The 13,464-nt window shown below is 38.3% G+C and carries 11 protein-coding genes; 6 read left to right on the top strand and 5 right to left on the bottom strand.

Features of this window, described 5'->3' with window-relative positions:
- Window positions 1-16: 16 nt before the first annotated feature.
- Complete coding sequence (locus H7A25_24760; protein ID MCP5503134.1) at window positions 17-1,549, bottom strand: hypothetical protein; 1,533 nt, start codon at window positions 1,547-1,549, stop codon at window positions 17-19.
- A 281-nt stretch (window positions 1,550-1,830) separates the two neighbouring features.
- Between H7A25_24760 and H7A25_24755 the strand changes: the two genes are divergently transcribed.
- Window positions 1,831-2,088: a hypothetical protein gene (locus tag H7A25_24755; protein ID MCP5503133.1), complete on the top strand. Its 258-nt coding sequence runs from the start codon at window positions 1,831-1,833 to the stop codon at window positions 2,086-2,088.
- Window positions 2,089-2,263: 175 nt separating this feature from the next.
- Here the strand turns inward: H7A25_24755 and H7A25_24750 are convergent, their stop codons facing one another.
- Window positions 2,264-3,178, bottom strand: a complete 915-nt coding sequence (locus H7A25_24750; protein ID MCP5503132.1) for a mechanosensitive ion channel family protein — start codon at window positions 3,176-3,178, stop codon at window positions 2,264-2,266.
- A 122-nt stretch (window positions 3,179-3,300) separates the two neighbouring features.
- Here H7A25_24750 and H7A25_24745 point away from each other — a divergent pair, with 122 nt between their 5' ends.
- The 5 genes from H7A25_24745 to H7A25_24725 all read left to right on the top strand — a co-directional run bounded on the left by H7A25_24745 (window position 3,301) and on the right by H7A25_24725 (window position 8,979).
- A complete protein-coding gene (locus H7A25_24745; GenBank protein MCP5503131.1) occupies window positions 3,301-3,936 on the top strand; it encodes a class I SAM-dependent methyltransferase in 636 nt (211 codons plus the stop codon).
- 160 nt (window positions 3,937-4,096) lie between these two features.
- A complete protein-coding gene (locus H7A25_24740; GenBank protein MCP5503130.1) occupies window positions 4,097-6,505 on the top strand; it encodes a PAS domain-containing protein in 2,409 nt (802 codons plus the stop codon).
- A gap of 82 nt (window positions 6,506-6,587) precedes the next feature.
- Entirely contained in the window at window positions 6,588-7,973 is a 1,386-nt protein-coding gene (gene leuC, locus H7A25_24735) for a 3-isopropylmalate dehydratase large subunit (protein MCP5503129.1), read from the top strand.
- Window positions 7,973-8,590 carry a 3-isopropylmalate dehydratase small subunit gene (gene leuD, locus H7A25_24730; GenBank protein ID MCP5503128.1) on the top strand — a complete coding sequence of 206 codons (618 nt, stop codon included), beginning with the start codon at window positions 7,973-7,975 and terminating at the stop codon, window positions 8,588-8,590. Before leuC ends, leuD begins: the two co-directional genes overlap by 1 nt.
- 35 nt (window positions 8,591-8,625) lie before the next feature.
- Window positions 8,626-8,979, top strand: coding sequence for an FKBP-type peptidyl-prolyl cis-trans isomerase (locus H7A25_24725; protein MCP5503127.1), 354 nt, complete (start codon window positions 8,626-8,628; stop codon window positions 8,977-8,979).
- A gap of 87 nt (window positions 8,980-9,066) precedes the next feature.
- Here the strand turns inward: H7A25_24725 and H7A25_24720 are convergent, their stop codons facing one another.
- The 3 genes from H7A25_24720 to H7A25_24710 are packed head-to-tail and all read right to left on the bottom strand — an operon-like array spanning window position 9,067 to window position 13,438.
- Window positions 9,067-10,845, bottom strand: a complete 1,779-nt coding sequence (locus H7A25_24720) for a VWA domain-containing protein (protein MCP5503126.1) — start codon at window positions 10,843-10,845, stop codon at window positions 9,067-9,069.
- On the bottom strand, window positions 10,842-11,888 hold the full coding sequence (locus tag H7A25_24715; protein MCP5503125.1) for a hypothetical protein: 1,047 nt from the start codon (window positions 11,886-11,888) through the stop codon (window positions 10,842-10,844). Before H7A25_24715 ends, H7A25_24720 begins: the two co-directional genes overlap by 4 nt.
- The gene (locus H7A25_24710; protein ID MCP5503124.1) at window positions 11,858-13,438 is read right to left on the bottom strand and encodes an AAA family ATPase; all 1,581 of its coding nucleotides are present in this window, start codon (window positions 13,436-13,438) and stop codon (window positions 11,858-11,860) included. The genes H7A25_24715 and H7A25_24710 overlap by 31 nt, the downstream gene beginning before the upstream one ends.
- Between the last annotated feature and the right edge of the window lie 26 nt (window positions 13,439-13,464).

Below are 13,464 nucleotides of genomic sequence, written 5' to 3'. Positions count from 1 at the left end.
TAAATAAACAGCGGGTTTAAAACCCACTGCGTAAATCTTTTAAAGTTGCATAATATTTCAGGGTTTGTGGAACCTGCTTTGTTACCCAGCGGTTCTGTAAATCTATCATACCACATTTGTGTTTTGCTGTTTGAACGGAAGTGATAGGCGAATCCACATACTTTTTATCTTCGAGACTGGAATTGAAAATTAAGTATTCTGAATTTCCCTGCACAATTACCGTATCTGTTACGGCAGAACTTACCGTCCCTTTTACTCGATATACCTGAGAAGGTTCTAAGATAAAACGTTTGGCATCCACTGCCTGTATACTGGAGGGATACTCGCTGAGTTGACGTAAATCTGAAGGATAAGTGTAACGTGCCTGCAAAGAAGTACTGGCTACGGCTGTACTATTTCCATCATATATATTAGCTGTAGAAGGAAAAGAAAGAGTCTGGGCTAAAAAGAGGGCGTACATCCGCTTGTAGATACTCAGGTTATCCGTGCCCAGAAGACTTGAGTCGTAATTCTCTGTAGTTTTATAGAGTTCAAAGAAGTTTTTGGTGGTATTGGCCCTGTAGCCGAGACTGTTTCCTTTTAAGCTCTCTAAGAAAAACTTGTTTCTACCCGAATCGCTTGTGGAAGAATTATAGTAGAGATACTTCATAAAGGCATAGGCAAAGGAATAATTTAAAATTGAAGAAGACCACTTTAATAAAGGCTTTCCGTTAAAACCTCCGCTGCAACCCCCTGTCGGGTCCCCCATAAAGCATTCCATCCGTGAGTACTGCGGCCCGTAACCGGAAATATCACTGGCTACTTCGCTGGTTCCTTCGTTTATCCAGATTGTATCAAATGTAAGACTCTGAAAATAATAATACTCAGACTGGGTTCTGGGAAGAGGAATGTAAGAAGTAAGCCCTGGCTTTTTAAATTCATAGGGTAAACGTAATAGATGTTGCAATTCATGGGATAGAGTAGAGTAAAAGGAGTCAGGTCGTCCTTCCTGTAAACTTAGCTTTTTGGAATAAAGTAAGTAGAAGCCATCTATATATAAGATTTCTCTCATGTTTGAACGAAGATCTACACCGCTTCCATAGTCTTCGATATAGTTTACCGGGTCAACATAGCCGGCTACATAAGTCCCGGTGTATTCTCCGAGATTGTTGTCCACTATGAAAAGAGTGAGCTTACCATCTTTATTGATGTCTGTAATTTCACCAAAAGTCGAACTTAAAGCAGGGTAAATTTTGGTGGAATAAATATTTAGAACTTCGGTATAATTCACAGGACTTAAGCCATAGCTGGCTTGTTTTTCTTCTAAGCCTGATTGTATATAGATTTCCAGTTTGTCATTGGAAGCTTTTTTGATAGCTGCTACACAATGGTAGAGATTCGTTTGAAAGTCTATGGCCCAGAACCCATTACAGCGATTCGCTGCATCGGCATTGATTAGGGCTGCAAGGAGAAGGGTTTCGGTGTCTTTGTTGTCTTTTTTCTTTTTAACAACATTACAGGAAAAGAGAAAAAGAAGGGAGATTAGGAAAAGAAAAAGTTTTGATTTCATATAGATGTCCGGAATACAGTTTTTTTAATAATTCAGGGAAATGGTATTTTTTGTAAAGTAGATAAGCGATCCGCCTGCTGCTCTATTTCAGGTACTCAGTCCTGAGAAGCCGGAAATCAGCAATTCTCGGTGAAAAACAAAGAGCATTCAAATGGTCGTTTAGCTGTATAAAACATCACCTTCAGGAATATATCAAAAATAATTTCGTAAAGGAATTACAAAATTATTGTACATATAAACGGTTTTTCCATCGTATCCAAAAGCTTATTTAGGGGAAGAGCATGGATACCGGAATAAAAGAAAGAAAACATCTAAACTTTGAATCGTTATTATCTTACATGAAAGAAACTTTTAGCAAAGTAAATGATAGCAGACAAGTTGGAAAAGTAAAATACAGCATGGAGGAAATTCTAACTTCGGCATTCGGCTGTTTTTACTTTCAGGAGCCTTCTTTCCTACAATATCAGCTAAAAATGCAGGAAGGAACTTCTCAAAGAAACTTTAGTTTCGATTGTTGCCGTCTGGCACGACAAACGTAACCAGAAGTCTTTGAAAAAAAGAAAATAAATAATCTACCCACGAAAGCGACCCACCGGTGGGTCGTCTGGTGCGGTGCCTTTTTTCCCAGCCGGATGTTTTAGCGTCCGGCTGAACGGGGGATAGGTAAAAAGCTGATGGCTGCTTAGCTGAACGCTGGTAGCTACATCCAAACCTCTAATTACCATTCCCTTTTTTCTTTTCTTTAGGATTATAATATATTCTTTGTGTAGGGTAGGCAAAGTCAATATCCGGATGCGGAGAAAATTCGGTTAGGATTTCTTCCCATATATGTTCTTCGGAGTTTCGTTTCTTTCGTGGTTCTGTGAGATAGCGAAGACTTAGAAGCACGCCGCTATCTTTTACATTTGTATAAACCTTCGGACTTAAGTTTGAATAATAAATCATGTATTTTTTACTGGCTTCCCGGATCTTTTCGGCGGCATGTTTGTTTACTCCCTCCGCGTGTTTTTCTGCAATCTTTTGTAAAATAGATTTGGCCTTCTTCCAATCACTCTCAAACGTAAGTAATACATCGATTTCGTTCCATATATAAGCAAAACCGCTGGTATAGTTTGCAGTGGATTCGGTAAAAACGATTGCGTTGGGAATGTGGATGACTCTACCGGTACTTTGTTCAGCACCAATGCGGTTTCCGATTTCTAAAAGAGAAAATTGAAACAGGCGAACATCAATCACGTCTCCTTTCATTTTCGCAATTTCAATTCTATCCCCCACGACAAAGGGTCTCCTCCAGAGGATAAATATCCAGCCGGCAATCGATTTGACGAGATCCTGTAAGGCAAAAGCGAGACCCGCAGAAAATAATCCAAGAACAGTAGCAATAGAATCAAATCCCTTGAACCATACTCGACCTACCAATAAAAGAACAATGGTATAAAACAAGTAGGTGGTAATATTCTTCCAGCGATAGCGAACTTGTACATCTTCTACTTTTCGCCATATAATTCTCGTAATTACAAACCTGAGAAACCCGAAAAAAACCAGTATCAGGAAACTGGCTATCAATCTATGCTGATTATCCGGGCTTACACCGGTTAAGAATTCTAACCATTGCTTTATATGATTCATCAATTTATGGAATTTCAAAAATAAATCCGGTTTTTGTAAAGTATTTTAAATACTTTACTGAATAAAATGCTTGCAGACTTTTAATTAAATCGTAACCCTGAAAGAAACGAGAAGGGAAAACTTTGCAAATAAAGAAACAATATTCCAATAAGACCTACAGAACGATAGAGTTTGGTGATTATCAATACAGCGGAACGGATAATAAAGACCGAAGTGTCGATTATATCTTTCGTCTACTTCCCTCGGATGAATTCCGAGGAAAAAAAGTTCTGGATCTGGGTTGTGCTGCCGGAGCGGTGCTATTTCGTTCTTTAGATTTCGGTATCCAAAAAGGACTGGGGGTTGATTTTGAACCCAGGCGAATTGAAATTGGTAATCAAATCATCAGAGATCATAATATTCCATCTTTAAAGCTCATAAATCAGGATCTGGAATCATTTTTACAGGAAAAAGAAGAATTATTTGATATAGTTTTTCTCTTAAATATTCTCCATCATTTTTCCAAACCTCTCGAAATTTTAAAACAAGCTATTAAATGGGCACAGGACTGGCTTATCATCGAATATCCGGATTCTCTACGTTATAAGCCGGTTCGTTATGAAATTAACCCGGAAAAAGAGACTTCTATTTCTATGGAAGAAATAATTTCCGAGTTAGAGAAATCAAGATTCAGGTTAATCAAACAGGAAATCAGCGAGTGCGAAAATTTTGCAGGTGGTAGTAGAAGTTTATACTTGTTTCAAAAGTTTTCGTCTTAGTATCCTATGAGAAAAGATTCGGTGCCCTATGTTATGCCAAATTTTAAATTTAAGCTTTGATGTTTTTTATTAGCTTTGGCCTGGGGGTATTCACGAACGTTTTCAGATTTTTTAATAAAACGTTTCCAAAAAAGCAAGTCCGATATATTAGGTTGTAATTGTGCTAAATTTATTTGATATGCAACTTACACGGTATTCCTTATCTATGATTTTCGATTTTATCTTCGAAATCTCCTGCTTTACTGCCCTTTTCTTAATACCTAATAAAAGAATTTACACGCCTTATCTGTCCTACTACTTTTTATCCGGGGGTATAGCTGCACTGGGCTATTTTCTCAGTCACAGTCTGCTCCATGAAGTAAGTTCTCTGGGCCGCCTGTTTGTTTTATCTGCAATGCCTATTAACTTCCATTTGTTCTTTTTATTTTTACATGTATTTAATCGAAGAAAATTTTCCTATTCGGTTATTATTTATACGACTTTACAAATTATATTTATTATAATAGTATCTGTGTACATAATTAGTCGATACATTTCGAGTGAGGCTTTTTTAGATAAGGAAATGGATTACTATGAATTCCTTCCTATCGGCTTCATTAAGCAATATTTAAATTACACATTGTTTATGGTTTCCACAGCTTTTCTTTACAGTGTCTATGTGTTTTTTTCTACTCGAAAAGTAAGCATTTTACTATTGGGTCTTTCCTTTTTTGTTTCCAATCTTCTTCCGGCTCTTACCTTTCATTTTTCCAATCGCTCTTTATATATGCTCAGTCTTTCAATCTTTCATATCAGTGGTTCCTTTCTCTTGATGATGTTATATGTAAATAATATAAAGGAAAAAACCACTTTTACTCTAAAAGTAGCCGGAACTTCCGCCCTTATTTTTCTTGTAATCTTTAATCTGCTTTCTTTTTTATTAATGGAACAGAGAGAAAATATGTTTTTCTATCCTCACCTATCTTCTCTTACAGAGAAAGCCCGATTATCTCTGTGGGAATATAAGCGGTTTAGAAGCGAAATGCATGGAACTGCTTCTTTGCTTTTGATTTTTGGAGTAGGTGGATTTTTCACTTTTATCTTTGCCATTCCCTTCTTTCTATACAGGACCCTGGTAAGACCCTTAGATTCCCTTATAGGCGGCATAAAGGAAGTGAACAGGGGAAATTATAATACCAAGCTTCCCGTTTTTGTGAATGATGAAATTGGACATCTAACGATATTTTTTAATAAAATGGTTCACTCTATCAACCTGTCCAAAAAGAAACAGGAATTTCTGAATACTAAATTGGAAGAACAAAAACAGGAATATATCTCTTTGTTTAATAACTTACCGGTAGGAGTATACCGACATATAGGCGGAAATCGCGGAAAAATTGTGAAAGCCAATCCGGCGATAATCCAAATTTTTGGATATTCCTATGAATCTGAGGTTTACAGACTTTTTCCGAAAGATATATTTTTAAATATAAAGGAAAGGGTAAGTTTTATCAAACTTTTAAAAGAGAAGAAACAATGTTACAGGCAGGAAGTGATATTAAGGAAAAAAGATAATACTCCTTTTTATGTAGCTATGACTGCCACTTTAAGTTTCGATGAGAAGATACAGAATTTTGTCTTCGATGGAATTCTTGAAGATATTACAGCCTTTAAGGAAGCAAAGGATGACTTAGAGAGAGCTACTCAGGAAATTATGGAAACCAATGCTGCCTACCAAAAATTTGTTCCGGAGCAGTTTCTTAGATATTTAGATAAATCTAAAATTACAGATATTCAATTAGGGGATCATAAGGAAACACAGATGAGTATTCTCTTTTCTGATATCCGTTCTTTTACAAGTCTTTCAGAAAAAATGAGCCCGAAAGAGAATTTTAACTTCATCAATTCTTATCTGAAGAGGATAGGACCCCTGGTTAGAAAATATAATGGTTTTATTGATAAGTATATAGGAGATGCCATTATGGCTTTGTATCCGGATACACCGGATACAGCACTCAATTCAGCTATTGAAATGTTCGAAGAATTGCACTACTATAATTTGCATAGAGAAGAGCAGGCTTACGAAAGAATATCTATCGGAATCGGTATTCACACGGGAAATATGACCTTAGGAATTATAGGAGAAGCAAATCGTTTGGAAGGAACTGTTATTTCTGACGCTGTGAATTTGGCTTCCAGGTTGGAAAGTTTGACTAAGAAGTATAACGCCTCTATTATTATTAGTGAAAATACCCTCGAACTCTTACAAAAGAAAGAAAAATTCTTATACAGAAAAATCGATAGAGTTCAGGTGAAAGGAAAGGAAAAAGCAGTAGGAGTTGTTGAAATTTTGAACGGGAATTCCAGAAGGATTATAGATTTAAAATTAGCTACGAAATCTTTTTTTGAAAAAGGTATAGAACTTTATCTTTCGTGTAGATGGGATGAGGCCCGTTCTTCTTTTCAAAGAGTTTTAGAAAAAGACCCAAAAGATAAAGCTGCTGAAATTTATATCGAGAGGATAGAAAAGTATAGAAAACTCGAAATTCCGGGTGAATGGACGGGGGTAGAGATTTTTGAAAATAAGTAAAATGCTTTAGTGTATCAACAGATGTTTATATAGTTCTTGTGCAAATAAATGCTCAAAAAAAAATGGATCTATGAAACGGACCATGTTTGAAAAAATATGGGAGGAGCATTTAGTTCATGAGAGCGATGGTTCTTCCATAATTTATATTGACCGACACCTCATTCATGAGGTCACAAGCCCTCAGGCGTTTGAAGGTCTGCGTTTGAGTAAGCGTAGCGTGCGCAGACCGGGTGCTACTTTTGCAACCATGGATCATAACGTATCTACCCGCACACGGGATCTGGATGCAGCCGATCCGATTTCTGCTCTACAGATGAAAACTCTTATGCAGAATTGTAAAGAAAACGGGATTACTTTATTCGATCTAAACCATCCCGACCAGGGAATTATTCATGTGATTGCACCTGAAATGGGTTTGACCCACCCCGGCATGACCATTGTTTGTGGAGATTCTCACACTTCAACTCATGGAGCTTTCGGAGCCCTGGCTTTTGGCATCGGTACAAGCGAAGTAGAACATGTCCTGGCTACACAGACCTTAATTCAGCAAAAACCTAAGACAATGGAAATACGGGTTGAGGGAACTCCTTCTCCCTATGTTACTGCTAAGGACATTGTTCTTGCTATTATCGGGAGAATTGGAACCGATGGTGCTACCGGTTACGTGATTGAATATACCGGAGAGGCTATTCGTAAACTATCCATGGAAGGCAGAATGACGGTTTGTAATATGTCGATTGAAGCCGGAGCTAGAGCCGGGTTTATTGCTCCTGATGAAAAAACTTTTGCATATATTCAAGGAAAAGACTATGCTCCCAAAGGAGCAGACTGGGATAAAGCAGTAAGCAAATGGAAAACCTACAGCAGTGATGCAGGGGCCTCCTATGATAAAACCATAATTATTAAAGCGGAAGACATAGCACCTATGGTAACCTGGGGAACTTCTCCCGGCCAGGTAGTTCCTGTTAATGCAAATGTTCCGAAGCCCTCTGAGTTCTCCGATCAGGTTGCAAAAGGAAGTGCAGAAAAAGCCCTGGCTTATATGAACCTTGAAGCCGGTATGAAAATTACAGACATAAAAATTGACCATGTTTTTATTGGTTCTTGTACGAATTCCCGTATTGAGGATTTGCGAGCTGCCGCTAAAATGGTAGAAGGTAAGAAAGTGTCTTCTTCTGTTCAAGCGATAGTTGTTCCGGGTTCCGGTCGTGTTAAAAGACAGGCAGAAGAGGAAAGTCTGGACAGGATTTTTACGGCTGCCGGTTTTGAATGGAGAAATGCAGGTTGTTCTATGTGTCTTGCCATGAATGATGATTTCTTACAGCCGGGTGAGCGTTGTGCTTCTACCAGCAACCGAAACTTTGAAGGAAGACAGGGAAAAGGTGGTAGAACTCACCTTGTTAGCCCTGAAATGGCTGCCGCAGCGGCAATCGAAGGAAGATTTGTAGATATAAGGGGGTGGAAATAATGAAAGCGTTTACTTTACATGAAGGAATTATGGTAGGGCTTGATAGGGCCAATATCGATACCGATGCCATCATCCCCAAACAGTTTTTGAAAAAGATTGAAAGAACCGGCTTTGGTGTTCATCTATTTCACGACTGGCGTTATCTTGACGATGCCGGTACAAAACCAAATCCCGAATTTGAACTGAATCAAGATAAATTTAAAAATGCTTCTATACTGGCTGCTCGTGATAACTTCGGTTGTGGTTCTTCGAGGGAACATGCTCCCTGGGCATTAGAAGATTATGGCTTTCGGGTGATAATCGCTCCTTCTTTCGCAGATATATTTTATAATAACTGCTTTAAGAATGGAATTTTACCTGTAGTGCTTTCTTCTTCCGAGGTAGATGAAATCTTTCAGTTTATTAAGGAAAATAATAAAGCTTCTGCAAAAGTAGATCTTTCTCTCCAAACTATTGTTCTTTCTAATGGAAAGGAATATAAGTTCGAGATAGACCCTTTTCGTAAGGATTGTTTGTATAAGGGACTGGATGACATTGGTTTAACTCTGGTACACGAAGATAAAATACAATCCTTCGAAATCGGGCAGAAGGGAAAAATGCCATGGCTATATTCCTGAAGAGCTTCTTTTACATTTTTCTTATCCTGGGCTTTATGAGCCCGGTTTTATCGGAAACGAATAAACTCATTGTCGAGAATCTTCGTAATGGTAAAGGTAAAGAAGCGAAGAAATTTCGCTGGTTAAAGGTTCATTATACCGGCTGGTTAAAAGATGGAAAAAAATTTGATAGTTCGTATGATAGAAAATCTCCTTTCCGTTTTCAGCTTGGGGTAGGACAGGTAATACGTGGTTGGGATCGAGGACTTCGTGGAATGAAGGTAGGTGGAAAAAGAAAACTTACAATACCTTCGCACCTGGCTTACGGACAGGAAGGAACTCCTTCTATTCCTCCAAACTCTACCTTAGTATTTGAAATAGAATTATTAGATGTTTCAAATATAAAATAATTAATGATGAAGGTATTTGTTCAAATAACCAGGTAGGCATTCCCTTGACTACCGGTTTAAACCGGTAGTCAGTAGGCAAACAAAGCCTCATCTTTTTTTATTTAAGGTATATTTCTTTTTGCTGAACTCTTTTGCAAAAATTAGGAGTTCTTCCCATTTTCTAACAATGTGTATATCCCAACCCATTTCGTGAGCTTGAACCAATAATTTATCTTTTTTCCAATCATTCCAGAGGTTTAAAACAAAGGTTCCACCGGCTCTTGCGTTTTGTAAAGCCATTTCGGCTATATTTTTTCCCGAATTTCCCTTCTCGTCTACATTAAACATGGTTGTAATTCCATCATCGGAAATTTGGAGAATGTGCACGTTTTTATTTTTTTTGGTCCTAAGAGCATAGGTATCGCGCATTATGTGAATAGGAAAAGCGGTAGCCCCGCCGATGTAACCGCAGACAATTTCCAGTATTTTTTTTTCATCACGGATAAAACCATCGGTAGTTTTAAATTGTTTCGTTCCGCTCCATAAAGTAGCCTGAACCGAAGCACCGGTTCTTAAGGCAGACAGGGCGATTATCGTTCCGGCCAGAGCCAGGTAGGATACTTTGTAAGAAGGATTTGGCATAGAGCCGGAACAGTCTATATAAATATCCAGATCTACAGGCTCAATTTGAGGAGTATCTCCTTCTGCGGTTCCATAGGTCTGCTCGACGGTAGTATAACCGGGGATTACTACAGGACTTCGAATAACTGTTTCTACCCAGTTGATATTTTCTAAAGGCGAGCCGATATCCCAGGTATCGAGTCCCTCCGGTAAAGGTTCAGTAACACGTTCATTTTTTTGCACAGGGAATGGAACCAGGTAGGATAAAGCTCTTTCTTTATAATATTTAATGGTTATGTCAGAGTTAGGTAATTTTATACCGAGGCTTTTAAGAATTTCACCATATTCGAAAGGTTGTCTATATTGTCCCTTTGTTTCACCTTTAGAGTCTACAGGCTCCAGTTTCTTTTGAATCTCGGTCTTTTCGCCGCTGACTTGATCGCTTCCCTCTAAAGCAGGATGAATGCAGCCTTCTAATTCATCTTCATCGATTTCTGTTAAACCATCGGGCAAGACCTCTCCGGCTGCACAGTCTCGAGTATCGTTCCAGGAAGCGAGAGATTTAAGGGAAATTGCATATTCGTTTTCCATTAAATAGGGTAAGCAAAGGGCTGCAAACCTTCCACTACCTAATAGCCAGTCACGGCCGTAATTTCGAATTAATCTGTTAGCTAGCTGGGCATCTCCTTCCATGCTATCCTGTATCTTATCAACAGCTAAACTACGTCGGGGTAAGGAAAACAGTATTTCATAGATTCTCATATAAAACAGCCAGAGTTTGTCGAATTTCTCAGGATTAATAATTTTATATACAGAGGCTATATCAAGGTTAAAGTCTCTTTGTAATTTATAATTTATGAGTAAATCAGAATATAGGTTAGAAATAAAAGGTGCCATATTTTCTTTATAAGGTAAACCGAGACGCATTCGGGCAAGCATCTTTGCCTGGTCATTCAAATCTCCCGGACAATAAACGTGATGCCCGATTTCATGAGCCAGAATTTCTTTTGCAAAATTATTCAGTCCGAGCTTATGTATTTTATGCAGGCTAATAATTACTCTGTGTTCGCTTAGTCGGATCATGGCGAAACTATCAGAAAGGTTTTCTTCTTTATCCTGTTTTTCATTCATACACCATATAGGATCTGATATTTTTGTATAACGACTCCAGAGTTCTAATGCTCCCGGCCAGGTTCTTTCCCAATATTCTTTTAATTCAGGAGGAAGAGGCGATATTTCTTCTTCGTCTTTAGTCTCCTTTTTCATATAGCACCAGCAATAAAAACGTAGTAAGAATAACGATTGCAGGCGAGCAGAGTATGAGGATTACTCGCAATTGAATGCACATTTTTTAGCTCTAAAAATCTCTTCTGTACAGAACCCATACTCAGAGTTCCTTCCGGGCTTAAGAAGTGCCCGGGTTCTTCTGTTTCCTGCCAGGGTTCGCTTAAAAGTTCTTCCATTTTTACCCGGAATACAGCCGTTCCATATATATCGGCATAGAGTCTGAAATCCTCTTCTCCGCTCGAAATGATAAATTCCGAGTTTAGCGATTGAACCGTGGGAATACCACGAAACTTCCCTCCATAGCCAATAAAACCACCGGCTTTTTTTAAAACTATATCTCGCTTTTTTAAATTACCTTTGAGTGCCAGCTCGAAACGTAGCCAGGGGTCTTTATACATTTCATAAAAAACTTCTTTTAATATATTATAGGATTCTGTAATCTTCACAGAAAAAATGTCTTCCAATAAGGAAGTTTCTGTTTCCAGGCAAAGTTCCAATGCGGAGTTACGATACTGAGGAAGCCCGACAATCCAGGCTGAAATTTTGCCGGCCTGTAAAATTTCATCTTTCGTGGTATGTTTTTTGGCAATACCCTGAAGTGTCTGTAGCCAATTACCTGCATCCATTTGGTTTAATATACATAAATTATACACAGCATTTCCCAGGGAGGATAGAAGGTCTATAACAGAAACAGAATAGAGTTCTTTTGCCTGTAGAAGCTGTTGCCAGGAGTGAGAAAAATATGGGTATTTGGATTGAGGACCAATAAGTTCCTTTGCTAAAAATTTTAAAGAAGATGAATATAGAAAATTAGCAATTTCTGTAATATTTTCTTTTGTTTCAGTTTCAAGCTCATTAATGATCGGATTGAGTCTGAATAAAACTTCTTTAAACTCCTCCGAACGAAGGGATGGGTAGTATTGTTTCATACTTAAAAACTCGCGGTTTAACCTTTCTCTTTCGGTTTCGAGAAACGATTTATAAAAACCGTCTACAGGATAGAACTTTGTGTCTGTAACCATTGTAAATAATTTGTATACCTCTGGTGAAGGTACTTGAGCTTGATAATATCATCAAACATGTGGCCGTATAGTTTCCTACCTTTACTCATTTTAGATAAAATTCTTTCTATAGCCAGCAGGCGTTTCTTTACTTCTTTTTCACTCACTCCTTCTAAGCCTCTGGAAAATTCTTCTTCTAAGTCAATAAGTGGATCATCTTTATCCATACTAAGCCTGTCATACTCCTGACAGGAAATATCAAAAAGCTTTCGTATCCAGCTTATCTTATCTACCCGGTAAATAACATTAGTGCCCTGTTCAAAAAAAGGAGAATTGGGATTTTGGATCAATTTGTCGTGTAAGACAAAGGGGATGATATTTCGTATATCGTCAAAACTAACCTCTACATTTCCTCTGAAATAAGCCATGGCTTTTACAAACACAAGACTCGTCATAAGGGATCTTACCGAAAGCCCATTTAGAGTCTGACTCCCCAGGTCTTTTAATTTATCTTTTCCCGTTTCTGTCATGGAGAGAAGATTGTAATCTATGCCGGAGAGCTTGATGGTATCCTTTGTTTTATACTCCAGTTGTTCTCCGGCGTATTCGTGGAGTTCAAAATGGCTGGCAAAGAATTCGATTCGTCTAAGAAGAGGAGTGGGAATTTCGATTTCTAAAATTCTTCGATTAATCTCATTGATTTCTTCCTCAGTAAAAATAATTTCAGAAGGAACATTTTCTTCGGGTTTCCAGTCTTCATTGATGCGTCTTAAGAGATCATTTAAAAACCGGGTATTAAAATGCAGAGCTTTTACCACTATATCGATCCTGTCACGCAGGGCTTCGATTACCTGATAAGTTCCTCCTCCCGCATCGTCATTGGCGGTTAAAAACCAGGCTGCTTCCGGGCAGTCATATATTTGATCTAAAATTTCTGCATAATTATCTGCTAATACAGTAAGGAGAGCGGATTGAGTTCGGGTTGGAATGCGGTTATATTCATCAATGATTTTTACTCGCATACCCAGCCACTTTCTCCAGGCAATTTTAATATCATCCATACTTTCTGCTTTCATTAAATCAGAAGGTAAGGGGTTTCCTAATAAATCAGAAACTGTCATCTGGGGCTGACCGTGTTGAATCGAACGCTTGAGTTCTTTCATGCTATAGCCTGCTAAAATTCCCATAAGAATTGCACTGGCTGTTTTTCCTCGACCGGGTCCTCCTACTAACAAACAACGTCTTCTGGCAACAAGGTTTAATAAAGGCATCAGGATGAAGCTTGAGTAACTCTGGGAAGAAGGGAGTTGTACTGAATTTTTGTTATCACCAAATGTATAAGATTGATTGGCTCCATGACTGTATTCTATATCGTAAAACGGGCTGATGATGGCATAGTTTGTTATCCAGAAATAAGCTTTTCTTAATTTTTCATCGAGGCTTATTTTCCCTGCGGAGTTTCGGGAATCGTCGCTCAGGGGACCTTTATAAAGTTCGGCGACATCAAACTTTTCCGAGGAGGCTTTCTTTCGGGGAATAGTGGGGGATTCCGATACTTTACCAATACTCATACCTTAAAGAATTATCCATTGAAAAA

Source organism: Leptospiraceae bacterium, from assembly GCA_024233835.1.
Taxonomy (GTDB): Bacteria; Spirochaetota; Leptospiria; order Leptospirales; family Leptospiraceae; genus JACKPC01.
The sequence above is the reverse complement of the archived record's forward strand: the minus strand, read 5'-3'. Positions and strand labels throughout refer to the sequence as shown.